Origin of the sequence: Pantoea sp. JZ2, from assembly GCF_035191405.1 — a bacterium.
Taxonomy (GTDB): Bacteria; Pseudomonadota; Gammaproteobacteria; order Enterobacterales; family Enterobacteriaceae; genus Pantoea; species Pantoea stewartii.
In genome coordinates this window covers 2,302,964-2,326,674 of sequence record NZ_CP045247.1, presented here as the reverse complement: position 1 = coordinate 2,326,674, position 23,711 = coordinate 2,302,964, and the positions used below count along the sequence as shown (strand labels likewise).

25 protein-coding genes, 1 pseudogene and 1 other annotated feature are annotated in these 23,711 nt (G+C 53.3%); of the genes and pseudogenes, 18 read left to right on the top strand and 8 right to left on the bottom strand.

Going from position 1 to position 23,711, the window contains the following annotated elements:
* The first annotated feature begins 54 nt into the window (after positions 1–54).
* From GC087_RS11205 to GC087_RS11195, 3 genes are all read left to right on the top strand, one after another.
* Entirely contained in the window at positions 55–816 is a 762-nt protein-coding gene (locus GC087_RS11205) for a YciK family oxidoreductase (RefSeq protein WP_006119341.1), read from the top strand.
* On the top strand, positions 816–1,406 hold the full coding sequence (gene cobO / locus GC087_RS11200) for a cob(I)yrinic acid a,c-diamide adenosyltransferase (RefSeq protein ID WP_054633695.1): 591 nt from the start codon (positions 816–818) through the stop codon (positions 1,404–1,406). The genes GC087_RS11205 and cobO overlap by 1 nt, the downstream gene beginning before the upstream one ends.
* Before the next feature lie 464 nt (positions 1,407–1,870).
* Complete coding sequence (locus GC087_RS11195; RefSeq protein WP_006119344.1) at positions 1,871–3,184, top strand: CitMHS family transporter; 1,314 nt, start codon at positions 1,871–1,873, stop codon at positions 3,182–3,184.
* Between the two features lie 88 nt (positions 3,185–3,272).
* Here the strand turns inward: GC087_RS11195 and rluB are convergent, their stop codons facing one another.
* On the bottom strand, positions 3,273–4,157 hold the full coding sequence (rluB, locus tag GC087_RS11190; protein ID WP_006119347.1) for a 23S rRNA pseudouridine(2605) synthase RluB: 885 nt from the start codon (positions 4,155–4,157) through the stop codon (positions 3,273–3,275).
* 1,077 nt (positions 4,158–5,234) lie between these two features.
* On the opposite strand from rluB, the gene GC087_RS11185 reads away from it, so the two are divergent.
* Positions 5,235–5,876 (top strand): hypothetical protein, encoded by a 642-nt coding sequence (locus tag GC087_RS11185; RefSeq protein WP_006119348.1) that lies wholly within the window; start codon positions 5,235–5,237, stop codon positions 5,874–5,876.
* Between the two features lie 5 nt (positions 5,877–5,881).
* Here GC087_RS11185 and GC087_RS11180 read toward each other — a convergent pair whose 3' ends face one another.
* Both GC087_RS11180 and rnm read right to left on the bottom strand, forming a co-directional pair.
* Positions 5,882–6,502, bottom strand: a complete 621-nt coding sequence (locus GC087_RS11180) for an L-threonylcarbamoyladenylate synthase (protein ID WP_039340183.1) — start codon at positions 6,500–6,502, stop codon at positions 5,882–5,884.
* Positions 6,503–6,514: 12 nt separating this feature from the next.
* Positions 6,515–7,399, bottom strand: coding sequence for an RNase RNM (rnm, locus tag GC087_RS11175; RefSeq protein ID WP_006119350.1), 885 nt, complete (start codon positions 7,397–7,399; stop codon positions 6,515–6,517).
* A gap of 154 nt (positions 7,400–7,553) precedes the next feature.
* Positions 7,554–7,656, top strand: a sequence feature (Trp leader region).
* A 23-nt stretch (positions 7,657–7,679) separates the two neighbouring features.
* Between rnm and GC087_RS11170 the strand changes: the two genes are divergently transcribed.
* The 6 genes and pseudogenes from GC087_RS11170 (at position 7,680) to GC087_RS11145 (ending at position 14,701) form a co-directional block, all read left to right on the top strand.
* A complete protein-coding gene (locus tag GC087_RS11170) occupies positions 7,680–9,242 on the top strand; it encodes an anthranilate synthase component 1 (protein WP_324030556.1) in 1,563 nt (520 codons plus the stop codon).
* A pseudogene (trpD, locus tag GC087_RS11165) lies at positions 9,242–10,835 on the top strand (bifunctional anthranilate synthase glutamate amidotransferase component TrpG/anthranilate phosphoribosyltransferase TrpD). The gene GC087_RS11170 and the pseudogene trpD overlap by 1 nt, the downstream one beginning before the upstream one ends.
* 2 nt (positions 10,836–10,837) lie before the next feature.
* Positions 10,838–12,199: a bifunctional indole-3-glycerol-phosphate synthase TrpC/phosphoribosylanthranilate isomerase TrpF gene (trpCF, locus tag GC087_RS11160; RefSeq protein ID WP_039342988.1), complete on the top strand. Its 1,362-nt coding sequence runs from the start codon at positions 10,838–10,840 to the stop codon at positions 12,197–12,199.
* A 44-nt stretch (positions 12,200–12,243) separates the two neighbouring features.
* Complete coding sequence (gene trpB, locus GC087_RS11155) at positions 12,244–13,434, top strand: tryptophan synthase subunit beta (RefSeq protein ID WP_033741842.1); 1,191 nt, start codon at positions 12,244–12,246, stop codon at positions 13,432–13,434.
* Complete coding sequence (gene trpA / locus GC087_RS11150) at positions 13,434–14,237, top strand: tryptophan synthase subunit alpha (RefSeq protein ID WP_033741843.1); 804 nt, start codon at positions 13,434–13,436, stop codon at positions 14,235–14,237. The genes trpB and trpA overlap by 1 nt, the downstream gene beginning before the upstream one ends.
* Before the next feature lie 149 nt (positions 14,238–14,386).
* Positions 14,387–14,701, top strand: a complete 315-nt coding sequence (locus tag GC087_RS11145; RefSeq protein WP_006119359.1) for a BON domain-containing protein — start codon at positions 14,387–14,389, stop codon at positions 14,699–14,701.
* Positions 14,702–14,749: 48 nt separating this feature from the next.
* On the opposite strand, the gene ompW is transcribed toward GC087_RS11145, so the two are convergent.
* Positions 14,750–15,382, bottom strand: a complete 633-nt coding sequence (gene ompW / locus GC087_RS11140) for an outer membrane protein OmpW (RefSeq protein WP_033741844.1) — start codon at positions 15,380–15,382, stop codon at positions 14,750–14,752.
* A gap of 252 nt (positions 15,383–15,634) precedes the next feature.
* Here ompW and GC087_RS11135 point away from each other — a divergent pair, with 252 nt between their 5' ends.
* Genes GC087_RS11135 through yciA form a run of 4 tightly spaced genes read left to right on the top strand, consistent with a single transcriptional unit; the run spans position 15,635 to position 17,888 of the window.
* Positions 15,635–16,051 (top strand): YkgJ family cysteine cluster protein, encoded by a 417-nt coding sequence (locus GC087_RS11135; RefSeq protein WP_033741845.1) that lies wholly within the window; start codon positions 15,635–15,637, stop codon positions 16,049–16,051.
* 27 nt (positions 16,052–16,078) lie between these two features.
* A complete protein-coding gene (locus GC087_RS11130) occupies positions 16,079–16,813 on the top strand; it encodes a YciC family protein (protein WP_033741847.1) in 735 nt (244 codons plus the stop codon).
* Positions 16,814–16,869: 56 nt separating this feature from the next.
* Positions 16,870–17,409: a septation protein A gene (locus tag GC087_RS11125; RefSeq protein WP_006119363.1), complete on the top strand. Its 540-nt coding sequence runs from the start codon at positions 16,870–16,872 to the stop codon at positions 17,407–17,409.
* A gap of 56 nt (positions 17,410–17,465) precedes the next feature.
* Entirely contained in the window at positions 17,466–17,888 is a 423-nt protein-coding gene (gene yciA, locus GC087_RS11120; protein ID WP_033741850.1) for an acyl-CoA thioester hydrolase YciA, read from the top strand.
* Positions 17,889–17,991: 103 nt separating this feature from the next.
* On the opposite strand, the gene tonB is transcribed toward yciA, so the two are convergent.
* Positions 17,992–18,750, bottom strand: a complete 759-nt coding sequence (tonB, locus tag GC087_RS11115; RefSeq protein ID WP_054633691.1) for a TonB system transport protein TonB — start codon at positions 18,748–18,750, stop codon at positions 17,992–17,994.
* A gap of 198 nt (positions 18,751–18,948) precedes the next feature.
* On the opposite strand from tonB, the gene GC087_RS11110 reads away from it, so the two are divergent.
* Positions 18,949–19,245: a YciI family protein gene (locus GC087_RS11110; RefSeq protein WP_006119366.1), complete on the top strand. Its 297-nt coding sequence runs from the start codon at positions 18,949–18,951 to the stop codon at positions 19,243–19,245.
* A gap of 40 nt (positions 19,246–19,285) precedes the next feature.
* A complete protein-coding gene (locus GC087_RS11105; RefSeq protein ID WP_324030553.1) occupies positions 19,286–19,459 on the top strand; it encodes a hypothetical protein in 174 nt (57 codons plus the stop codon).
* A gap of 29 nt (positions 19,460–19,488) precedes the next feature.
* Here GC087_RS11105 and GC087_RS11100 read toward each other — a convergent pair whose 3' ends face one another.
* A complete protein-coding gene (locus GC087_RS11100) occupies positions 19,489–19,662 on the bottom strand; it encodes a YciY family protein (RefSeq protein ID WP_006119368.1) in 174 nt (57 codons plus the stop codon).
* 162 nt (positions 19,663–19,824) lie between these two features.
* On the opposite strand from GC087_RS11100, the gene cls reads away from it, so the two are divergent.
* Together cls and GC087_RS11090 are read left to right on the top strand one after the other, a co-directional pair.
* Positions 19,825–21,285, top strand: a complete 1,461-nt coding sequence (cls, locus tag GC087_RS11095; protein ID WP_033741857.1) for a cardiolipin synthase — start codon at positions 19,825–19,827, stop codon at positions 21,283–21,285.
* Positions 21,286–21,329: 44 nt separating this feature from the next.
* The gene (locus GC087_RS11090; protein WP_006119371.1) at positions 21,330–21,653 is read left to right on the top strand and encodes an HI1450 family dsDNA-mimic protein; all 324 of its coding nucleotides are present in this window, start codon (positions 21,330–21,332) and stop codon (positions 21,651–21,653) included.
* Positions 21,654–21,700: 47 nt separating this feature from the next.
* Here the strand turns inward: GC087_RS11090 and oppF are convergent, their stop codons facing one another.
* Complete coding sequence (oppF, locus tag GC087_RS11085) at positions 21,701–22,699, bottom strand: murein tripeptide/oligopeptide ABC transporter ATP binding protein OppF (protein ID WP_039343011.1); 999 nt, start codon at positions 22,697–22,699, stop codon at positions 21,701–21,703.
* Positions 22,696–23,709, bottom strand: a complete 1,014-nt coding sequence (locus GC087_RS11080) for an ABC transporter ATP-binding protein (protein WP_006119374.1) — start codon at positions 23,707–23,709, stop codon at positions 22,696–22,698. Before GC087_RS11080 ends, oppF begins: the two co-directional genes overlap by 4 nt.
* Positions 23,710–23,711: the final 2 nt, after the last annotated feature.

Here is a 23,711-nt window from a genome sequence, read left to right as displayed (position 1 = left end):
GCCCTGAATTAGGGCATAAAGCGAAAAACCCAGACGTTGCGGGAGGTTCCCAACATGCATTATCAACCGAAAGATGATCTACTTGCCCATCGCATTATCCTGGTGACGGGTGCCTCTGACGGCATTGGACGCGAAGCGGCCCTGACCTACGCCCGCTTCGGCGCGGAGGTGATTTTACTGGGGCGCAGCGCTGAAAAGCTGCAGCAGACAGAAGCGTTAATAAACCAACTGAACAAGCGCCCTGCCCATTCGGTGGTATTGGATCTTTCAGACGCCACGCCGGCACGCTGTGCGCAGCTAGCGCAGGAACTGGCGCAAACATTCTCCCGTCTGGATGGTGTGTTACATAACGCCAGTATCTTAGGTGAGATTGTTCCGCTGGCCGACCTGGATCCGCAAATCTGGCAACAGGTCATGAAAATTAATGTTGATGCCACGTTTTACCTCACCCAGGCGCTATTGCCGTTGCTGCTCAAATCCGAAAGCGGCTCGCTGGTATTCACGACGTCAAGTGTGGGCCGTACCGGGCGCGCGGGTTGGGGTGCCTACGCGGTATCAAAGTTCGCCACAGAAGGCATGATGCAGGTGCTGGCCGACGAGTATAAAAATCAGGCATTGCGGGTTAACTGTATTAATCCTGGTGGTACGCGTACGAAAATGCGCGCCAGTGCGTTTCCTCAGGAAGACGCCGGTAAACTCAAAACGCCTGCCGATATCATGCCTCTTTACCTCTATTTAATGGGCGATGACAGCCGCCGTAAAACCGGTATGAGCTTCGATGCGCAGCCAGGCAGAAAACCCGGGGCCGCAGAGTAATGACCAGCGATCGTCATCAACAGCGGCAACAGCGTCTGAAAGAACAGGTGGATGCCCGCATTGCTGCCGCTCAGCAAGTCAGAGGCATTTTGATGGTGTTTACCGGAAACGGTAAAGGGAAAACCACCGCTGCGTTTGGCACGGCTCTACGCGCCTGCGGGCATGGCAAACGTGCCGCGGCCATTCAGTTCATTAAGGGAGAATGGCCCAACGGCGAACGCAACCTTCTGGCCCGGCACGGGGTGGAGTTTCAGGTAATGGCCACGGGTTTCACCTGGGAAACGCAAAATCGCCAGACCGACACAGCGGCCTGCCTGGCCGTCTGGGAACATGCCAGACGCATGCTGTCGGATGACACGCTTGATTTAGTGATTCTGGATGAGATCACCTACATGATCAGTATGGATTATCTGCCACTCGACGAGCTGGTAACCGCTCTGCAAGGCCGTCCTGCCCACCAGAGCGTCATCCTTACGGGTCGGGGTTGCCATCGCACCTTACTGGATATGGCTGACACCGTGACGGAAATGCGTCCGGTGAAACATGCCTTTGACGCCGGTATCCAGGCACAGCAGGGAATAGACTGGTAGCCTTTACCGCAGGCTGGCTGCCCTTATGCATCCGGCCTGCTTATCTTACGCAGTGCCCCCTCTGTACTTCCTTTTCCCTGTTTATCGGCCTGCATGCCCGCTTATTGTCATTGCAGCCTGGCACAGCTGGTCCTCAGGGCTTTTCCCGCTTTTATTTTCCATTCATGTTAATTTTGCGAAACGTTTTACGCGCCTTTTCCAGAAACCCTGCCTGCAAACCGGCGTCATCCGCCGCCGCCATGATTGATCTCAATCACATATTTTTACCGTTGAGAGACGTAAAACCGATCGGGATCACTCTTCAATGTTAAATAAATGATAAAAAATATTTAGCTTTAATATCATTCCATTGCACGTGGTTAATCAAATCAACAGGTTAATCATTACCGTGCTAATCGATTCCATAATTAAATGTTCTTTCTGATAACAATTGAATAACTTTTGCCAATAAGAGGGCTCTTATTTTGCTGACCATACTGGGCTTTACGATGGTGGTTTGTTTCATGTATCTGATCATGACCAAACGCATGTCAGCGCTAATCGCGCTCATTCTTATCCCGACGCTTTTTGCGCTTATCGGCGGGTTTTATCACGGACTTGGGGAAATGATGCTGAACGGGGTCAAAACGCTGGCTCCAACGGGTGTGATGCTGACGTTTTCTATTCTCTATTTCGGCCTGATGATCGATGCCGGACTGTTTGATCCGCTGGTGCGTTTCATCCTGAAAATTGTGCGTGGCGACCCGCTTAAAGTGCTGGTCGGTACCGCTGTATTAACCTTGCTGGTCTCGCTGGATGGCGACAGTTCCACCACCTATATGATTGCCATTGCCGCGTTTCTTCCCCTCTACCGGAAACTGGGCATGAATGTGCTGGCAATGACCTGCCTGGTTAACCTGGCCAGCGGCATCATGAACCTGTCGCCGTGGGGAGGCCCCACAGCCCGCGCGGCGGCCGCGCTGCGCATTGATGCGCTGGATATATTCATTCCCATGCTACCGGCCATCCTTATCGCCTGTGTTGCTCTTGTCGGTCTGGCCTTCGTGTTTGGGCTACAGGAACGTAAACGTCTGGGCGTCATGCGCATCAGCGACGACCATCTGAATAATATCGAACTGGGCCTGGGTGATGCAGACGAATGCGCAGCAAATCGCCGGCCCAAAATGTTCTGGCCAAACTTTATTCTGACCACGGTACTGCTGGTGCTTCTGGTGGTGGGTGCCATGCCCATCCAGATTCTGTTTATGCTGGCTTTTGCAATTGCCGTCATGCTTAATTACCCCTCGCTTGAAGAGCAAAAAGCCCGTATCGGTTCACACGCCAGTAATGTGCTGGCAGTGACTGCCTTGATTTTTGCGGCAGGTATTTTTACCGGCATACTGTCAGGTACCGGCATGGTGGACGCCATGGCGAAAAGTCTGCTGGCCTTTATTCCGCACAGTTTCGGACCTTATCTTGCGCTATTTACCGCCCTGATCAGTCTGCCTTTTACCTTTTTTATGTCCAACGATGCTTTCTACTTTGGCATTCTGCCTGTCATTGCTCAGACGGCCGCCAGCTATGGCATTTCAGCAGAAGAAATTGCCCGAGCCTCTATTGTGGGCCAACCCTTCCATCTGCTGAGTCCACTGGTGCCGTCGGTCTATCTGTTAGTCGGTCTGGCCAAAGTGGATATCGGTGACCATCAACGTTTTGCCATAAAATGGGGGATTTTGATTAGCCTGGTGCTGATGGCGGGCGGCTTAGTAACCGGCGCGTTTCCCCTCTTCCACCGGTAAGATGTCCGGGAGCGTCAGCCAGAAAGTAAAAAGCCGCAACAGACGATGTTGCGGCTTTTTTATAGCCTTATATCAACCCGGCAGGCACTCAGGTTGCGTTGCGTTTGCTACTGGCATTACGACGAGCGGGTCTGCCACTGGCCTGGCTGTGACGTTTCACGGCCCGACGAATCTGATTGGCTTTTGTACGACGGCGATCTTTCTCAACCGCCAGTTTGGTGACGGTTTCGTCATCCATTCCTACCAGATTGCGCAGATAATTGACCGCTGGCAGATCCAGTTCCATCCAGCCACCGCGTGGTACACCTTTTGGCAAGGTGATGTCGCCATAGCGGACACGCATCAGGCGGCTGACCTGTACACCCACGGCTTCCCATAAACGGCGAACTTCACGGTTGCGTCCTTCAGTCAGGGTGACGTTGTACCACTGGTTGATGCCTTCTCCACCCGCAAAACGCAATGTTTTGAACGCTGCCGGACCATCTTCCAGTTGCACACCTTTACTGAGCTGACGAATTTTGTCATCGTCAACCTGGCCAAACACACGCACCGCGTATTCACGTTCCACTTCCCGGCTGGGATGCATCAGGCGGTTAGCCAGTTCACCATCCGTTGTAAAAAGCATGAGTCCACAGGTGTTCACGTCAAGGCGGCCAACAGCAATCCAGCGCGAACCGCGCAGGCGCGGCAGACGATCGAAGACCGTAGGCCGCCCTTCAGGATCGCTGCGTGTGCAGAGTTCACCTTCAGGTTTGTAATACGCCAGCACACGGCACACTTCTGTTGCAGATTCAGCAATCGATACCAGATGGCCATCAATACGGATTTTCAGGGCTTTATTGTTTTCGATGCGATCGCCGAGTGTGGCAAGCTTACCGTCAACGCTCACGCGTCCGGCCGCAATCATCGCTTCAATTTCACGACGCGAACCGTGACCGGCACGCGCTAAGACTTTTTGTAACTTCTCGCTCATGGAGCTACCTCATTGTCGCCTTCCCAGGCGTCGGATGGATTAGGTAATTAAACCTTTAAAATCAATAGGTTATATTTTCCTGTTGGCCCCATTATACAGCATGTCTGAGGCATTGTAACCCGTAATGTGCCGCCCGGAAGCGGCGTACGGGGCCTGGCTGCTGACCCGTGCCTTACGACACCTGTCCCGGGCGTGACGATCCCTACGCGCTCACGCCAGGTCCGGTTAAGATCTGGTCGAATTAGATGGCTGCGTTGCGTCCTGGTGATCGCGCGAGAAGATCATTATAAGCACACACGTTTATTTAGGGTAATTAAGTCAAATGACACAGCCGTAGCCGGGGAGGATATTATCTGAATGTCACACTTGGTTACTTCATTTTAATTAATGTTACTTATCGCAGCTATTGGCTTTATTTCCGTCTTTACTCACTCTTATAAATCATTTCCTGCCAAAACCGGTAGCGCATTAATGATTAAGTCTCCAGGTATCTGGCCTGACACTTTTCATTAGCGGCTCACACTCAGTCGGCGCGCTAAACAGTTTTATTTTTGTGGCTGTTTACAAAAAATAAAAACAAAACACCGCTACTTAAGTCAAATAAAATCATTGTGGGCCCCGGCAGCCCTCTGTTAGCCCGCCTCGCATCTTCAATGCACCCTGTTTACTCTATTATCAACAGGTTGCGTCGGGAAAAGCTATACAACATAAAAATCACTGTACAATTTTATTCATCAGCCGATAATGAAAGAATAATAAGGTGGTCATCACCCTGTTTTTTATCATTAAGTCCGCAATGACTTTTTTTCTACCCTCGTAAAGTTAAAAAAAATTGGACTATTGCAATCCATTGCCGATAACACATTATGCGACCGGACAGTGAGCAGATTTTAATCCGTACGGTGTCAGTTATTTCTGACCCGGGCATTAAATTGCAGCACGCTAAAGGGTTGTTATTAATCTTAATACTGGCGCATCGGGAAACGCTGCGTTAATACGGCTCACGATGAGCTTTAATTTGCATGTCCTTAATCTTCACCAGGGATTTTACTGGCATGCTTAAGCGAAGACACCACCATGAAAAAACGTTTTGTAAGTTCAGCGTTGATTGCGTTGGCGCTGAGCGGTTGTTCCGTGGGCCATACCGAGTACAGCCGAACGGCAATGCAGCACGTGGATATGAGCGTGACAGGCATTCCGACGATTCTGGGTTTAGGCACGCTGGGCACCACTATTCCGTTGACGCCTGAATACAGCCTGACTGCCGCGCATGTGGCAAAATTTGCCGTGCAGCGCGTTAAGTCTTATCACCCTTACTGCGACCTTGCGATTATTTATCACAAGAATCCGCCGGATACGCTGGCTCACTTCCGCAGCACCGATATTGGCGATCACGTAAAGATGTACGGTTACAGCTATATTTCGGCGCTACCTGTTGAATCAAAGGGTGTGAATCTCGCACGCACCGCCATTCGTAACCTCTGGAATAAAAGTCCGTGCATCGCGATGGCTTCCAATGCTGGCGTGGTTCAGGGGATGTCTGGCGGTGGGGTCTTCAATAGTGACGATACCATCGGCGGCGTGATCGTCGGGTATTCCGATTCAATTAAAAATGGCCGTAGCGGGAAAGTGATACTGAAAGATGTGTCACTCTATATCCCTTACGGCCAGTTTAAAAACTGGTTACAGGCGACGATTCCTGACACCCGTAAAACCTGACTGGCTTACATAAAAGGCGTTGTGTCGCCAGCGCCTTCACGGACAATTTCAGGGGCATCACTGGTCAAATCAATCACGGTGGTAGGCTGCTGTCCCAGCGTGCCGCCGTCAATGATTAAGTCCACCAGCTTACCAATACTGTGCTGAATGTCTTCCGGATCAGATTCAGTGAAATCATTGCCTGGCAGAATCAAGGATGTCGACATCATCGGTTCATTAAGCGCTTCCAGTAACGCCAGGGCCACTGGATTCGACGGGACACGTAAACCAATGGTTTTACGTTTCTCGTTCATCAGACGGCGCGGGACTTCTTTCGTCGCCTTCAGAATAAACGTGTAATTGCCCGGCGTGTTATTTTTAATCAGGCGGAACGCGCTGTTGCCCACCTGTGAATACACCGACAACTCAGACAAATCGCGGCACATCAGTGTGAAATTATGATGGCCATCCAGTTGTCGTATACGGCAAATGCGCTCCATCGCGCCTTTTTCTTCCAGACGACATCCCAGGGCATAGCCTGAATCGGTCGGATAAACAATCACGCCACCTTTGTTCAGGTACTCCACAGCCTGGTTAATCAGACGCGGTTGCGGATTATCCGGATGAATATGAAACAGTTGACTCATAAAAACCTCTTGTCACCTTTCCGTGCATTCAGCAGCCGGAGCCAGTGCGGGAAAGCGTTCCCAGACGGGTTCTACGGCTGCGGGTAACCACAGTTTGCGGCCTAACTCAATCCACGGGCAGGGTTGATGAAAATCAGAACCTTGCGATGCGGCCAGATCGTTATCACGGGCGTACCCGGCTAACGTGGTACGCTCATCGGGTGCCTGCTGACATTGTGCCACCTCGATAGCATCACCCCCCGCAGCGCGAAAATACGCGATCAGGCGTTTCAGCCATTTTGCCGACAATCCGTAGCGTCCCGGATGAGCCAGCACCGCACAGCCACCAGAATGGTGAATGGCATCAATGGCTTGATTAATTGTACACCATTGCGGCGGCACGTAGCCGGTTTTGCCTCGGGCCAGATAATTTTTGAATACCTGCGCCATAGTGCTCGCTTTGCCAACCTCAACCAGATAGCGGGCAAAATGTCCCCGCGTGATCATTCCCCCTTCGGCTAAACGCAGGGCGCCCGCCAGTGCATCGGGAATCTGGGCTTTTTCAAGCCGCTCAGCAATGCGTTGGGCGCGTTCCAGTCGCGTCGTATACTGACCAGCGAGGAACTGCGTCATGACGGGATGATGAATATCGATATTTAATCCAACAATATGGATCTCATGATTTTCCCACAGCGTGGAAATCTCGACGCCGGCTATGACATTGACTGGCAACGAAGCACGTAATGCGGCCTGCTGTGCCTCGGCGACGCCCGCCACGGTATCGTGATCGGTAATGGCCAGCACACCTACGCGCATTTCAACCGCACGCTCGACCAGCGCCTGCGGGGATAGCAATCCATCGGAAGCCCGTGTATGACTATGTAGATCGTAAAGCGGAAAACGGGCGATATCGCTCAAAACAACTCCTGCTGGCGATGGAACAGGTCAGCATGATAACGATTTTATGGGTCACTGAAAAAGTGTATTGACATTTTTGTCACGAACCAGTTAACTAGTACACAAGTTCACCGCAGACGGGTATGTGTTTATGAAAATGGTTATTACGCTTTTCACTGGTTGGTGGCGCAATGTTTCCCGGTCGGGCGGCGTTGTCGTGCACACTTAGCGTAAACCTGTGCAGATACCTGAGCCCGCCAACAAGCGGGCTTTTTTTTGGACGACATTCAGAGAAATCATCATGCTCAATGCAAAACCTACAGTGAAGTTAATTACCGGTAACGCCCCTTATCGGGAAGATCCCGCCGCGGTTTTTCATCAGTTATGCGGCGCACGCCCGTCAACGCTGCTGCTTGAATCTGCGGATATCGACAGCAAGGAAAATTTAAAAAGTCTGATGATCATCGACAGTGCCCTGCGTATCAGCGCGCTGGGTAACTGCGTCACTGTGCAGGCCCTGTCTGATAATGGTCGGGCGCTGCTGCCGCTGCTGGACGAGGCGCTTCCCGCCGAAATCAAAAATGAATCGCGCCCTGATGGCCGGGTGTTAACATTTACGACGACCCACGATCAGCAAGATGAAGACTCTCGCTTACGCGCCCTGTCGGTGTTTGATGCCCTGCGTGTGATTCCGCAGTTAGTGAACTCGCCCGCCGATGAGCGCGAAGCCGTGTTCGTTGGCGGCCTGTTTGCCTATGATCTGGTCGCGGGTTTTGAGGACCTGCCGACGCTCAGCAGTGAGCAGCGCTGCCCTGACTACTGTTTCTATCTGGCGGAAACCCTGCTGGTGCTCGATCACCAGGCACACAGTGCCCGCCTGCAGGCCAGCCTGTTCTGTCCGTCCACCCACGAATTCCAGCGTCTGCAAAGCCGTATTGAGCAGTTACACGGACAAATGCTGCAACCTGCACCTGCGTTGCCCGTCAAGCCGGTCGAAACGATGACGCTGACCACCAGCCAGAGCGATGAGGAATACTGTAATGTGGTGAGGAAGATGCAGGATGCTATTCGTATTGGTGAGATCTTCCAGGTCGTGCCATCACGTCGCTTCTCACTGCCCTGCCCGTCGCCGCTGGCCGCTTACGATACGTTAAAACGCAGTAATCCCAGCCCGTATATGTTCTTTATGCAGGATCAGGATTTTTCGCTCTTTGGCGCCTCGCCGGAAAGCTCGCTCAAGTACGACGCCGCCTCACGACAGATCGAAATTTACCCGATTGCCGGAACGCGTCCACGCGGTCGACATGCGGATGGCTCGCTGGACCGCGATCTGGACAGCCGTATCGAACTTGAAATGCGCACCGATCATAAAGAGCTGGCCGAGCACCTGATGCTGGTCGATCTCGCACGCAATGACCTTGCGCGCATTTGTCGTCCCGGAAGCCGCTACGTCGCGGATCTGACCAAGGTTGATCGTTATTCCTTTGTTATGCACCTGGTCTCCCGCGTGGTGGGGACATTGCGTGAGGATCTGGATGTGCTACATGCCTACCGCGCCTGCATGAATATGGGCACGCTGAGCGGCGCGCCTAAAGTTCGCGCCATGCAACTGATCGCTGAAGTCGAAGGCACCCGACGCGGTATTTACGGCGGCGCTGTCGGCTATTTCACCGCCAACGGTGATTTGGATACCTGTATTGTGATCCGCTCAGCCTACGTGGAAGACGGCGTGGCCACTGTACAGGCCGGCGCGGGCGTGGTGCTCGATTCTAACCCACAGGCCGAGGCCGATGAAAGCCGCAATAAAGCCCGCGCGGTGCTGCGCGCTATCGCCACTGCTCATCACTGCAAGGAGATCTTCTGATGGCTGACATCCTGCTGCTGGATAACATCGACTCATTTACCTACAACCTTGTCGATCAACTGCGCACCTTTGGGCACAACGTGGTGATTTACCGCAACAACGTACCGGCCGCTTTGCTGACTGAACGTTTGCAGAGCATGGACAATCCTGTCCTGATGCTGTCACCCGGCCCTGGCGCGCCGAAAGACGCGGGCTGTATGCCCGAACTGCTGGGTGCGCTACGCGGAAAGTTACCGATTATCGGGATCTGCCTGGGCCATCAGGCGATTGTGGAAGCGTATGGCGGCCATGTCGGTCAGGCCGGTGAAATTTTGCATGGCAAAGCGTCATCCATTAACCATGACGGCGAGGCGATGTTTGCCGGACTGAGTAATCCTCTTCCCGTTGCCCGTTACCACTCACTGGTGGGCAGCAATACACCAGACGAATTAACGGTTAATGCCAGCTACAACGGCATGGTGATGGCCGTCCGTCATGAACACGATCGGGTTTGCGGATTCCAGTTCCATCCTGAATCCATTTTAACCACTCAGGGCGCACGTCTGCTTGAACAGACACTTGCCTGGGCGCTGGCGAAGTAACAGGGAGAACGCAATGCAACCGATTCTGGAAAAACTTTACCAGTCGCATAGTCTGACGCAGGCAGAAAGCCACCAGCTGTTCAGCGCCATTATTACCGGCCAGCTTGAACCTACCCAACTGGCGGCGGCGTTGGTTGCGATGAAAGTCCGGGGCGAGAACCCGGAGGAAATCGCCGGGGCAGCCTGTGCCTTACTTGAAGATGCCAAACCGTTTCCGCGTCCGGATTATGCGTTCGCCGATATTGTGGGCACCGGCGGGGATGGCAGTAACAGCATTAATATTTCAACCGCCAGTGCCTTTGTCGCCGCTACCTGTGGTCTGAAGGTGGCAAAACATGGCAATCGCAGCGTATCCAGCAAATCGGGGTCATCCGACCTGCTGGCCGCTTTTGGGATTAACCTGGATATGCCCGCTGAGCTGGCGCGGCGCGCACTGGACGATCTGAATGTCTGCTTCCTGTTCGCACCGCAGTACCACACGGGCTTTCGCCATGCTATGCCGGTGCGTCAGCAGTTGAAGACCCGCACGTTGTTTAACGTTCTGGGGCCACTGATCAACCCTGCGCGCCCACCGTTAGCCGTTATTGGCGTGTACAGCCCTGAGCTGGTCTTGCCGATTGCTCAGACGCTGAAAGTATTAGGCTACCAGCGTGCAGCCGTGGTACATGGCGGCGGCATGGATGAGGTTGCCCTGCACGATGTGACACAGGTGGCCGAGCTGCGCGAAGGGGAAATCACCCGCTATCAGTTAAGTCCGGAGGATTTTGGTTTCGGATTCCATCCTAAAGACGCGCTGGCAGGCGGCACACCCGAAGAAAACCGTGACATTCTGACACGTTTACTCCAGGGTAATGGCGAGCAGGCCCATGAGGAGGCGGTTGCCGTGAATGTGGCCATGCTCCTGAAAGTGTTTGGTAATGAAGATCTCCGTGAAAATGCACAGCGTGCGCTTAACGCCATCCGTAGCGGTCAGGCTTATGAGCGCGTGGTGGCTCTGGCATCAAGAGGATAATCATGCAGGGTACAGTGTTAGATAAAATCGTGAAAGACAAAGCCGTCTGGGTTGAAGCGCGTAAGCAGCAGCAACCGCTGGAAAGCTTCCAGCCGCGCATTGTTCCTTCCAGCCGTAGCTTTTATGACGCACTGCAGGGCACCCGCACTGCCTTTATTCTGGAATGCAAAAAGGCTTCGCCTTCAAAAGGGCTGATCCGCGATGATTTCGATCCCGAAATGATCGCCGGGGTGTATCGCCATTATGCTTCTGCCGTTTCGGTATTAACCGACGAAAAATATTTCCAGGGCGACTTTGCCTTTTTGCCCGTCGTCAGTGCTGCGATTACGCAGCCGGTGCTGTGTAAAGACTTTATCATCGACCCTTATCAAATTTATCTGGCGCGTTTTTATCAGGCTGACGCCATCCTGCTGATGCTGTCGGTCGTGGATGACGAGCAGTATCGCCAGCTTTCCGCCATCGCACACAGCCTGCAGATGGGCGTTTTGACTGAAGTCAGCAATGAGCAGGAGCTGGAACGCGCTATTGCGCTGGAAGCCAAAGTAGTCGGCATTAATAACCGCGACCTGCGCGATCTGTCGATTGATCTCAACCGGACGCGTCAGCTTGCGCCGCGTCTGGGGCAAGGTGTGACCGTTATCAGCGAATCGGGCATCAACAATTACCGCGATGTGCGTGAACTGAGTCATTTTGCAAATGGCTTCCTGATTGGTTCGGCATTGATGGAAGAAGAGGATCTTCATGCTGCGGTGCGACGTGTCACCCTGGGCAGCAACAAGGTATGCGGACTGACGCGCCCTGAAGATGCCTGCGCGGCCTGTGATGCCGGCGCTATTTACGGCGGAATTATTTTTGCCGAGGGCTCGCCGCGTCAGGTGGATACCGAGAAAGCACGGGCCGTGATAGCCGGTGCCCCGCTTAACTATGTCGGTGTGTTCCGCAATGCGGCAATAAGTGACATTGTCACTAAAGTGGAATCATTGCAGCTGGCTGCTGTGCAGTTGCATGGCGATGAAGACCACGCTTATGTGGCTGCGCTTTATCAGGCACTGCCTGAACAGGTACAAATCTGGAAAGCGCTCAGCATCAGCGACGCGTTGCCAGAACGTAACTGGCCGCATATTGACCGTTACGTTTTTGATAATGGTCAGGGCGGTTCGGGCCAGACCTTTGACTGGTCGCTGCTACACGGGCAGGACCTGAAGAATGTTCTGCTGGCCGGTGGGCTGAGCGCGGATAACTGTGTGGAAGCCGCACAGTTGGGTTGTGCAGGACTCGATTTTAATTCCGGTGTAGAAAGCGCGCCAGGCATCAAAGATGCCAGCAAAATTGCGGCGGTGTTCCGAACGCTTCGCGCCTACTGACTGGACTGGCCCGCCTGAAGGCGGGCACACAAAAGGATAGATCCATGACTTTACTTAATCCCTATTTCGGCGAGTTTGGCGGCATGTACGTGCCACAAATTCTGATGCCTGCGCTGAAGCAGCTTGAAGAAGCCTTTGTCAGCGCCCAAAAAGACCCTGAGTTTCAGGCTGAATTTACCGACCTGTTGAAAAACTATGCCGGCCGCCCGACAGCCTTAACCCTGTGCGGTAACCTGACCAAAGGCACTCAAACCCGCCTTTACCTGAAACGTGAAGATCTGCTGCACGGCGGCGCGCACAAAACGAACCAGGTACTGGGACAGGCGTTGCTGGCTAAACGGATGGGCAAAAACGAGATTATTGCGGAAACCGGAGCCGGTCAGCATGGTGTGGCTTCAGCCCTGGCCTGTGCGCTGCTGGGCATGAAATGCCGCATCTACATGGGCGCCAAGGATGTTGAGCGTCAGTCACCTAACGTCTTTCGTATGCGCCTGATGGGTGCCGAAGTGATTCCGGTTCACAGCGGTTCCGCCACCCTGAAAGATGCCTGTAACGAGGCGCTGCGTGACTGGTCGGGCAGCTATGAAACCGCCCACTATATGCTGGGCACCGCGGCCGGCCCACACCCCTTCCCGACCATCGTGCGTGAGTTCCAGCGCATGATCGGTGAAGAGACGAAAAAACAGATTCTGGAAAAAGAAGGACGTCTGCCCGACGCCGTCATCGCCTGCGTCGGCGGCGGCTCCAATGCGATTGGCATGTTTGCCGATTTCATCGAGGAAGAGAGCGTCAAACTGATTGGCGTTGAGCCAGCGGGCCACGGTATCGAAACCGGTGAGCACGGCGCACCGCTGAAACACGGCCGGGTCGGCATCTACTTTGGGATGAAAGCCCCGATGATGCAGACCAGCGAAGGGCAAATCGAAGAGTCCTACTCGATTTCTGCCGGCCTCGATTTCCCGTCAGTCGGCCCTCAGCACGCCCATCTGAACAGCATCGGCCGCGCGGACTATGTTTCCGTCACCGACAATGAAGCGCTGGCAGCCTTTAAAACGCTGTGTCGTGCGGAAGGCATTATCCCTGCGCTTGAATCCGCCCATGCGCTGGCCCATGCGTTAAAAATGGCGAAGGCGGAGCCGGAGAAAGAGCAGCTGATTGTGGTGAACCTTTCTGGTCGGGGTGATAAAGATATCTTCACCGTTCACGATATTCTGACTGCGCAGGGAGAAATTTGATGGAACGTTATGATCGACTGTTTACGCGTCTGGCGGCGAAGAAAGAAGGTGCGCTGGTTCCCTTCGTAACTCTGGGTGACCCGTCACCTGCCCTGTCATTACGCATTATCGATGCGCTGGTAGAAGGCGGAGCTGACGCACTTGAACTGGGAATTCCCTTTTCTGATCCTTTAGCAGATGGTCCTACTATTCAAAGTGCAACACTGCGTGCCTTCGCTGGCGGAACGACGACGGCACAGTGTTTTGAAATGCTCGCGGCGATTCGTCAAAAATATCCCGAACTCCCGATAGGTTTACTGATGTATGCCAATCTGGTGTTCAGCAATGGTATTGATGACTTTTATGCGCGTTGTGCCAAAGCGGGGGTCGACTCTGTCCTCGTGGCTGATGTGCCCGTAGAGGAATCGGCACCTTTCCGTCAGGCGGCTATGCGTCACGGTATTGCGCCCATTTTCATCTGCCCACCGAACGCCAGCGATGAACTTCTGCGCGAAATCGCTTCTCACGGTCGCGGTTACACCTATCTGTTATCACGAGCGGGCGTCACGGGTACTGAAAAGCGGGCCAGCCTGCCACTTGATCATTTGATAACCCGCCTGAAGGAATACCATGCAGCCCCGCCGCTACAGGGCTTTGGCATTTCCGAACCTTCCCAGGTAAAAGACTCTCTCGCGGCAGGCACAGCCGGTGCAATTTCAGGTTCCGCTGTTGTGAAAATTATTGAAAAGCATCACGCCGAGCCAGAGGTCATGCTGGACGCATTGAGAACATTTATCCACGATCTCAAAGCCGCCACCCGCTAACAGCCTTCACCTTATGCCTTACCGCCCGGTAAGGCATGATTTCGCTGTTTTTTTTCGCTGTCCGTTTGCCCATTTCGGATTTTCTGCACCACAATTAACAGGCGCCGTTATGGTAACGACGTATCCTATTTGTGACAGGGAGAGAAGCAATGAAATGGTTTAAAGTGCTGGCAAGTGCCATGGTCGCGGCTGTTGTTGCATTAACACTCAGCGCCTGTGCGCCAACGCCAACGAAAGAAGGCACCGGCGGTTACATTGATGACACCGTGATTACCACCAAAGTGAAAGCCGAATTGTTAAAAGATGAGTCGCTGAAATCAACCGAAATCAACGTTGAAACCTTTAAAGGTAAAGTGCAGCTCAGCGGCTTTGTCAGCTCACCACAAATGGCTAACCGTGCCGTTCAGGTGACCCGAAGCGTTGCTGGGGTAAGATCCGTCGTAAATAACATGCAAATTAAATAACGCCGTTTTAAACCCAAAAGGGCCACGCATTGCGTGGCCCTTTTTTCTTCAGAAGCGATAACCTGCGCCAAAGAAGAATACCCAGGGGTCAACACGCATATGAATATTTTGCTGCTGATCGCCCGATTTAAATTTCACGTTCGTATCAATATCCATGTACCACAATGATGCATTCAGCAGCCAGTCACGGTTAATCTGATAATCCAGCCCTACCTGGCCGGCAATGCCCCACGAGTCTTTCACACTGAGATCACTTAATCCCGCATCACGACCGGTCTGATTAAACTTTGCATCGTAAAACGTCGTGTAGTTAATGCCGACGCCGACATAGGGTCGCGCTTTGCTTTGGCTGTCAAAGAAGTAGTACTGCGCCATCAGCGTTGGCGGCAATTGCCGGACCGTCGCCAGCGTGCCCGTTGGGCCAAGGCCAACTTTATGGCGGAACGGTGTGGCGGCCAGTAGCTCGACGCCAATGTTGTCTGTCGCCATATAGGTAAACGTTAAGCCCAGTTGGGTATCATTACTGGCACTGAATCCGCCCATACCCAGTACGTTATCCGAGCCTTCGTTAGGTCGAACGGTGGCGCTACCTGCGCGAATAAAAAAATCACCAGCCTGGTGGGCCAGTGCCAGTTGAGGTAACGCAAGCGCCAGCAGCATGGCGCATTTAGCCAGTTTCATAGTCACTCCTGTGAGAAAGTAAGATGCCTGCACTGAATCATTTTTTTGTGCGCACAGGTTTAGCGCGATTTTTTTATAAATGCATCTAAATCAAGACGGAAAAATGATTTAAAAAACAATGGATTGACTCAGATCAATTTTATGCCCGTATCCCGGACACAAATAGTGCTTGCCGAAAAAATGGAGCGGCATTACTTTGCTCATCTCCCCCTGTGATTTTGGTTCGATGCCTTAGAGGTGGCGGGCGATCAAATGAGTGAAACTACAAACCCCTGTATTAGCTGTGGTGCCTGCTGTGCCCACTTCCGCGTCTCGTTTTACTGGGCTGAAGCCGACGATGCGGGCGGCCCCGTTCCCACAGAATTAACGGAACCTTTAAGTCTGATGATGCGAAATATGCGTGGGACGAACGATCGTTCGCCGCGCTGTATTGCGCTTGAAGGGGAAATCGGCCACTGCGTGTCGTGCAGTATTTATGAGAACCGCCCCTCGCCCTGCCGGGAGTTTGCTATGTCCGGCGAAAACGGGATCGGGAATGAAGGCTGCGATCGGGCCCGGGCACGCTATGGCCTTCCCGCACTGTTTCACCCATCTTTACCTGTTATGACAGAAAGTTATCCGGTTGCGGGTGCCAGCGAGCCGCCAGAACATGTACAATCGACGGGTTAATTAACCCGGTTCTTTCAAGGAGTGTACATGTCTATCACGGCAAGATCGTTATACCGTGACACAGGAAATTTTTTTCGTCATCAACTGATTACCCTGGTGCTGATGTCACTGTTGACCGCGTTTGTCACAGTGATGCTTTTACATGCCTTCACACCGGGTGACGATCAAATGGCGATCCTGCAGCAAGGCGATATCAGCAGTGCCTCGCTGTTTGAAATGGTGCAGAGCATGTCACCCGAACAGCAGCAGGTTCTGCTGCGTGCGTCTGCTGCGGGTACTTTTGCAGGCCTTGTCGGCAATACGCTGCTGTTGGGCGGTATGCTGTGCCTGATTCCGCTGGTATCGTCTGGCCAGCGCGTGAGCGCGCTGCGTGCCATTGGTACATCCGCGCCTTTATTACCGAAACTGCTGCTGCTGACCTTTTTGATCACCCTGGTCGCCCAACTGGGTTTTATGGTTCTGGTGGTGCCTGGCGTGCTGCTTACCATCGTGCTCTCGTTGTCGCCAATCATTCTGGCAAATGAAAAACTGGGCGTTATCGCCGCCATGCGCGCCAGCATGCGCATGGCCTGGAAAAACGTCAGACTGATTGCGCCAGCCATTATTCTGTGGCTGCTGGCAAAACTGGCAGTGATGTTTTTCTTTACCTCGTTAGTGGTGCTGCCGATGAACGTGTCGACGGTGATTTTCACCGCTATCGGGAATCTGATTTCAACCCTGTTAGTAATTTACCTGTACCGGCTTTATATGCTGTTACGTTGATTGTCCGTGCGCCTTCGGGCGCACTGGCCGGGAATACCGCCTTAACTGGAATGACTATGAAGCAGTTACTCGACTTTCTTCCCCTTGTGGTTTTCTTTATTTTTTATAAGTTGTACGACATCTTCGTCGCCTCAGGAGCCCTGGTTGTCGCGACCGGCCTGGCGCTGGTGGCAAGCTGGGTGCTCTATCGCAAGCTTGAAAAAATGACCATTTTTACGTTTGTGCTGGTGGCGGTGTTTGGCACGCTCACCCTGGTTTTCCATAATGATGAATTTATTAAATGGAAAGTCACGGTGATCTACAGCCTGTTTGCGCTGGCGTTACTGTTCAGCCAGTGGTTTATGAAACAGCCGTTAATTCAGACCATGTTGGGAAAAGAGCTGGAGTTACCCAACACCGTATGGCGCAATCTGAATATTGCCTGGGCCCTCTTCTTTTTATTGTGTGGTCTGGCGAATATCTATGTGGCATTTTGGTTACCTCAGTCAGTCTGGGTTAACTTTAAAGTGTTTGGGCTGACCGGCCTGACGCTGCTCTTTACCTTACTGAGTGGGCTCTATATCTGGCGTAAGATGCCGCAACAACAGCAAAAATAAACCTGCTGCCCGTCTGTGCGGGCAGCCTTTCTTTCATTACATAAGAAAACAACGCAATGGACGAAAAACATAAATTGCCCCAGGGCGAAATGGTCATGCGGACGCTCGCGATGCCTGCGGATACTAACGCAAACGGCGACATCTTCGGTGGCTGGTTAATGTCGCAAATGGATATGGGCGGTGCCATTCTGGCAAAAGAAATCGCCGAGGGCCGTGTCGTCACCGTCAGAGTGGATGGTATGACCTTTTTAAAACCCGTCGCGGTCGGCGATGTTGTCAGTTGCTACGCACAGTGCATTCGCACGGGCAACAGCTCAATGACGATCAATGTGCAGGTATGGATTAAGAAAGTGTCGTCTGAGCCTATTGGTCAGACCTATTGCGCAACCGAAGCGGTCTTTATTTATGTTGCGGTGGACAATGAAGGCCATCCCCGTCAGCTGCCTGCGGGACGGGATAATCAGTCAGCCCCTGCCTGAGTGCGGTTCAGCCTGACATCGCAGACAGGCTGAATCTGAACCGGACCCGGGCGGGTCCGGGCCCGCTTAGCCGACTTCACGTTGCTGAAACGCCTCACAAACCTTATTCAAGGCTGGCCCCGCCGTTAATTTTAAACACAATATTCATCGTCAGACCGGTACCGGGCTTACCGCTCTGATAGCGCCACGAACGCATGGCCTGTTTGACGCTGCGCTCAAACATGTTGCGCGGTTCCGCAGACAGAATATCGATGTTGTCGACCCGTCCGTCACTGTCCACATCAAATTTCACTCTGACACGGCCTTCTACTCGCAGGGCCGCCGCGCGTGGCGGATAGGCTGGCTTGCTGATATTCAGCGCTTTTGGGCCGGTTGAGGCCGTCTGCGCAGGTGTCGCTGACGGTGTGGCTTTCGGCGCTGTCGCAGGCTTAGTCTGTGTTGCAGGCGCATCCTGCTTAAAGGGGTTGGCCTGGGGCTTCGCTTCCTCACGCGGTTTTACTTCGCGTTTTGGCTGTGTATGTTTGGGCTGGTGCCGCGGTCTGGGTTTTGGCTCAGGTTTGGGTTCCGGTTTGGGAATCGGCACTGGCTCAGCTTTAGGCGGTTCCGGAGCGGGTTTCGGCTCGGCCACAGGCTCAGGGGCTGGCTGGGGGTCCGGTTGCGGTGTCGGTTGTGTGATTGCGGGTTCAGGCTGAACCTCGGGCGCGACCATTGTCACACTGATTGGCTGGGATGCTTTGGGCAGTTCTCGGGTTTGATGAAAAGACGCATAGAGAATACCGGCAATGACTGCACCATGGAGCACAACGGACAACATCATGGCGACAGGCGTGCGTTTCGGTAAAGGCATAGTCAGCGTGGTCATAACAATCGCAGTTATCAAATGAAGCCCTGATTTTAAATGCAAATAGCAATCAGTTTCAATAATCACCTTAGTGCCGGGCGAAAAAAGCCCCTTTAGCCCATTATGCTCAGCACGTTATTGACGCAAGGTTTCGTTTGCACTCTACTTAACTATCCCTTACCGTGTTGCAAAATTTATAGAGTCAATGGGAGCGCCCTAGTGCTTTACGTCATTTATGCTGAAGATAACGCCGATTCTCTGGAAAAACGCAACGCGGTGCGCCCCGCTCACCTTGCGCGTCTGAAGCTGCTGCATGAAGAAGGCCGTTTGATCGTTGCAGGCCCCATGCCTGCGGTTGACAGTAACGATCCTGGCGTAGCCGGTTTCACCGGCTCCACGGTGATTGCAGAGTTCCCGTCACTGGAAACGGCCCAGGCCTGGGCAGCGGACGATCCCTATATTGCGGCGGGTGTATACAAACACGTCAGCGTCAAGCCGTTTAAGCGGGTTTTCTGAGCCCGACGACAACACTGACGCTTCTACAGAGATAGTCTGAATGCATGCCATTATCATGGCCCTGCTGCTGATCATCACCCTGCTTGTGGGAGGCGCGTTGTATCTGTGGCGAAAGCACGGCTGGCGAAACAAAAAGCACCTGATCGTCATGCTGATTGTACTGGCGGCAGCCGTCCAGTTGGTTAACGTCAACTTATTGATGACCGGACAGTAATTTAACAGCCGCTTCGCGCGGCTGCGTCATCAGAGATTTTGTGTGATAAACAGAATGGAACGACGTTGCTGTTGCGCCAGTTGATGGCGAATCCCGTGGATGCGTTTATAGCGGCGTGACTGCCCTTCCAGCCAGCGCGAACGTCGACGCTGCACCTGACGCAACATTCTCCAGCGGGCCACTTCGTTTCTGCTTCGTCTCATAACTTCCTCTCTGACATCTGACTCACGCGCACGCATTATAGAGATCTCTGCGCTAATGCCAAATCGGATCTCGCATTGACATACCACGATGATTAAGGGTTTCACTCCCTACCATCTCCACGTAAACTTCTCAGATTCAAGCGCGAACAGGATGTCCACTTAATGACGACGTTTTATACGCTTATCAGTTGGTTATTGGTATTTGGTTACTGGTTATTGATTGCAGGTATTACCCTGCGCATTCTGATGAAGCGACGAGCCGTAACCTCGGCAATGGCATGGCTGCTGATTATTTTTATTCTGCCACTGGTTGGCATTATTGCTTATCTGTCGTTTGGTGAATTGCATCTGGGTAAACGCCGGGCTGAACGCGCGCGAACGATGTGGCCCTCTACCGCCCGCTGGCTGAATGATCTTAAAAAGCGTACCGAAATCTTTGCCACCGATTACAGCGATGTCGCGCAGGCGTTATTTCAGTTGTGCAACAACCGTCAGGGCATCGCAGGGGTAAAAGGGAATCAGTTACAGCTGTTGACCAGTTCGGACGATGTAATGAAAGCCCTCATCAGGGATATTCAGCTGGCCCGGCACAATATTGAGATGGTGTTTTATATCTGGAATCCGGGCGGACTGGCGGATGAAGTCGCCGAATCCCTGATGGCCGCGTCGCGGCGCGGTGTTCACTGCCGCCTTATGCTGGATTCCGCAGGGAGCGTCGCCTTCTTCCGCAGCCCGTGGGTCGGGATGATGCGTAATGCGGGTATTGATGTGGTTGAGGCGCTACAGGTCAGCCTGCTACGTGTCTTTCTGCGTCGTATGGATTTACGTCAGCATCGCAAAATGGTGTTGATTGACAACTATATCGCCTATACCGGCAGCATGAATCTGGTGGACCCGCGCTTTTTTAAACAGGACGCGGGCGTGGGTCAGTGGGTCGATCTGATGGCACGTATGGAAGGGCCGGTATCAACCGCCATGGGGATCGTTTACAGCTGTGACTGGGAAATTGAGACCGGCAAGCGTATTCTGCCCCCACCGCCCGACCGCAATATTATGCCGTTCGAACAGGAAAGTGGTCATACCGTTCAGGTGATCGCTTCCGGTCCCGGTTTTCCCGAGGATTTAATTCATCAGGCGTTGCTTACGGCGGTCTACTCTGCCCGCGAACAGCTGATCATGACCACGCCTTATCTGGTGCCCAGTGACGATCTGCTGCATGCCATCTGCACGGCTGCGCTACGTGGCGTCAATGTGAGTCTGGTGGTTCCCCGGCACAACGACTCTCTGCTGGTAAGCTGGGCCAGCCGCTCGTTTTTTAGTGAGCTGCTTGAGGCCGGCGTTAAGATCTACCAGTTTGAAGATGGCCTGCTGCATACCAAAAGCGTGCTGGTCGATGGTCAGTTGAGTTTAGTGGGGACCGTAAATCTCGATATGCGCAGCTTATGGCTGAATTTCGAAATCACACTCGCCGTCGATGATGCCGGATTTGGCAGCGATTTGGCCTGCGTCCAGGACGACTATATTGCCCGTTCGCGCCTGCTTGACGCCAGACGGTGGGCAAAACGTGCCTGGTGGAAGCGGATTGTCGAACGACTGTTTTACTTCTTTAGTCCTTTACTGTAAAACGAGCGAAATTACGAACCGCCCTCAGATAAACGGGACCGAAAATGGATCTGAACAACCGCCTGACAGAAGACGAAACGCTGGAACAGGCCTACGACATTTTTCTTGAACTGGCAGGTGACAACCTTGACCCTGCAGACATTATTCTTTTCAATCTGCAGTTTGAAGAGCGTGGCGGCGCAGAACTGTTTGATCCGGGCGAAGACTGGCAGGAGCACGTGGACTTCGATTTGAACCCCGACTTTTTCTCTGAAGTGGTCATTGGTCTGGGCGAAGCAGACGGCGAACCTATTACCGATGTGTTTGCGCGCGTACTGCTGTGTCGGGAAAAAGATCACAAGCTGTGCCATATTTTGTGGCGTGAATAGTCCTCACCTCGTAACGAAAACGCCGGGCAACAGCCCGGCGTTTTCGTTTAAAGCGGATCCACCTTCAGGCAGGACACCGCATGGCGGAAGCTGCCTTCGAGCAGCGGCCGCGTTTTGGCGCATTCCGGTCCGGCAATCGGGCAGCGGGTGCGGAAAACGCATCCGGATGGCGGATTGATCGGCGACGGTAATTCCCCTTCCAGCAACTGAATCTGCTTATTTTTTTCCAGATCCGGATCGGGAATCGGTACGGCTGACATCAGCGCTTTGGTATAAGGATGCTGCGGATGGGTATACACCTCATCGTAGGTGCCCAGCTCCACCGCGTGCCCCAGATACATCACCAGTACGCGATCCGAGATGTGCTTCACCACCGCCAGGTCGTGGGCGATAAAGATCAGCGACAGCCCCATTTCTCGCTGCAGTTGCTGTAGCAGGTTGACCACCTGCGCCTGAATGGACACATCCAGTGCAGAGACCGGTTCATCACAGATGATCAGTTTAGGCTCAAGAATCAATGCACGCGCAATGCCGATACGCTGACACTGACCGCCTGAAAACTCGTGCGGATACCGGTTAATCAGGTTAGGCAACAAGCCCACTTTCATCATCATCGTTTTGACGCGATCTTTGATGTCCTGGCGAGAAAGCTCAGGGTGATAGGTGCGTAAGGGCTCGGCGATAATATCGCCGATGGTCATGCGCGGGTTAAGCGAGGCCAGCGGATCCTGAAATATCATCTGGATATCGCTACGCGCCTTACGCCACTCTTCCTCACTCTGCCCCAGCAGGTTACGGCCAAGCCAGGTGACACGGCCTTCCGTGGCTTTCACTAACCCGATAATCGCACGTGCCAGCGTGGATTTACCGCAGCCGGACTCGCCCACCACACCCAGCGTTTCCCCTTCGTACAGGCGCAGACTGACGCCATCCACGGCCTTCAGCGTTTTTGGCGGCTGCCAGAACCACTGCTTGTCATCCTTGATGTCGAAATGAACTTTCAGATCGGCAATTTCGAGTAGGACTTTTTTTTCTGCCAGGCTCATACGAGTTCCTCCACCGGCTTAAAGCAGGCGCGTAAGCGCCCTTCTGCAAACGGTAACAGCGGCGGTGCTTTGGAACAGATATCCATGGCATGCGGACAGCGCGGCTGGAACGGACAACCCTGCGGCAGACGCAGCAGGTTTGGTGGATTACCCGGAATGGTGGTCAGGCTTTCACCTTCTGCATCCAGTCTTGGCACCGCATTCAGGAGACCAATCGAGTAGGGGTGAGCCGGCTGATAAAACACATCGCGCGCGCGACCGTATTCCATGGTGCGGCCTGCATACATCACCAGCACTTTATCGCAGATCCCGGCCACCACGCCCAGATCGTGGGTAATCATGATGATCGCCGTATTGAACTCGCGCTTCAGCTCATTCAGCAGCGTCATAATCTGCGCCTGCACCGTAACATCCAGCGCGGTCGTCGGTTCATCCGCAATCAGCAGCTTAGGCCTGCACAGGAGCGCCATCGCGATCATCACGCGCTGACGCATCCCACCCGAAAACTCATGTGGGTACATCTTCATGCGTTTGCGGGCTTCGGGCATTTTTACCGCGTCCAGCATTTTCACCGACTCTTCAAAGGCCTGAGCGCTGCTCATGCCTTTGTGCAGTTTCAGCACTTCCATTAACTGTTCGCCGACCCGCATATACGGATTCAGTGATGTCATGGGATCCTGAAAAATCATCGCGATTTGTTCAGCGCGCAGCCGGTTTAACTGTTTTTCCGGCAGATTAAGAATCTCTTTACCGTTGAACAACGCAGAGCCGCCAATGCGGCCATTGCTGGCCAGCAGGCCCATCAGCGCAAACGCGGTTTGCGATTTACCCGAGCCTGACTCACCGACAATGCCCAGGGTTTCCCCGGCACGCAGTGAGAAATTGAGATCGTTCACGGCGGTGACATCACCGTCATGGGTGCCGAACGTAACACGTAAGTCTTTCACTTCAAGCAACAGGTCGCTTCCCGCGCGTGCAGCCTGAGCAGGCTGAAATTCATGAATAGTCATCG

What these genes read in the sequence shown, in the direction of transcription:
- GC087_RS11205 (WP_006119341.1), top strand. Translation starts at nt 55, where the DNA reads ATGCATTATCAACCGAAAGATGATCTACTTGCCCATCGCATTATCCTG.
- cobO (WP_054633695.1), top strand. Translation starts at nt 816, where the DNA reads ATGACCAGCGATCGTCATCAACAGCGGCAACAGCGTCTGAAAGAACAG.
- rluB (WP_006119347.1), bottom strand. Translation starts at nt 4,157, where the DNA reads ATGAGCGAGAAGTTACAAAAAGTCTTAGCGCGTGCCGGTCACGGTTCG.
- GC087_RS11185 (WP_006119348.1), top strand. Translation starts at nt 5,235, where the DNA reads ATGAAAAAACGTTTTGTAAGTTCAGCGTTGATTGCGTTGGCGCTGAGC.
- GC087_RS11180 (WP_039340183.1), bottom strand. Translation starts at nt 6,502, where the DNA reads ATGAGTCAACTGTTTCATATTCATCCGGATAATCCGCAACCGCGTCTG.
- GC087_RS11170 (WP_324030556.1), top strand. Translation starts at nt 7,680, where the DNA reads ATGCTCAATGCAAAACCTACAGTGAAGTTAATTACCGGTAACGCCCCT.
- trpCF (WP_039342988.1), top strand. Translation starts at nt 10,838, where the DNA reads ATGCAGGGTACAGTGTTAGATAAAATCGTGAAAGACAAAGCCGTCTGG.
- trpB (WP_033741842.1), top strand. Translation starts at nt 12,244, where the DNA reads ATGACTTTACTTAATCCCTATTTCGGCGAGTTTGGCGGCATGTACGTG.
- trpA (WP_033741843.1), top strand. Translation starts at nt 13,434, where the DNA reads ATGGAACGTTATGATCGACTGTTTACGCGTCTGGCGGCGAAGAAAGAA.
- GC087_RS11145 (WP_006119359.1), top strand. Translation starts at nt 14,387, where the DNA reads ATGAAATGGTTTAAAGTGCTGGCAAGTGCCATGGTCGCGGCTGTTGTT.
- ompW (WP_033741844.1), bottom strand. Translation starts at nt 15,382, where the DNA reads ATGAAACTGGCTAAATGCGCCATGCTGCTGGCGCTTGCGTTACCTCAA.
- GC087_RS11135 (WP_033741845.1), top strand. Translation starts at nt 15,635, where the DNA reads ATGAGTGAAACTACAAACCCCTGTATTAGCTGTGGTGCCTGCTGTGCC.
- GC087_RS11130 (WP_033741847.1), top strand. Translation starts at nt 16,079, where the DNA reads ATGTCTATCACGGCAAGATCGTTATACCGTGACACAGGAAATTTTTTT.
- GC087_RS11125 (WP_006119363.1), top strand. Translation starts at nt 16,870, where the DNA reads ATGAAGCAGTTACTCGACTTTCTTCCCCTTGTGGTTTTCTTTATTTTT.
- yciA (WP_033741850.1), top strand. Translation starts at nt 17,466, where the DNA reads ATGGACGAAAAACATAAATTGCCCCAGGGCGAAATGGTCATGCGGACG.
- tonB (WP_054633691.1), bottom strand. Translation starts at nt 18,750, where the DNA reads ATGACCACGCTGACTATGCCTTTACCGAAACGCACGCCTGTCGCCATG.
- GC087_RS11105 (WP_324030553.1), top strand. Translation starts at nt 19,286, where the DNA reads ATGCATGCCATTATCATGGCCCTGCTGCTGATCATCACCCTGCTTGTG.
- GC087_RS11100 (WP_006119368.1), bottom strand. Translation starts at nt 19,662, where the DNA reads ATGAGACGAAGCAGAAACGAAGTGGCCCGCTGGAGAATGTTGCGTCAG.
- cls (WP_033741857.1), top strand. Translation starts at nt 19,825, where the DNA reads ATGACGACGTTTTATACGCTTATCAGTTGGTTATTGGTATTTGGTTAC.
- GC087_RS11090 (WP_006119371.1), top strand. Translation starts at nt 21,330, where the DNA reads ATGGATCTGAACAACCGCCTGACAGAAGACGAAACGCTGGAACAGGCC.
- oppF (WP_039343011.1), bottom strand. Translation starts at nt 22,699, where the DNA reads ATGAGCCTGGCAGAAAAAAAAGTCCTACTCGAAATTGCCGATCTGAAA.
- GC087_RS11080 (WP_006119374.1), bottom strand. Translation starts at nt 23,709, where the DNA reads ATGACTATTCATGAATTTCAGCCTGCTCAGGCTGCACGCGCGGGAAGC.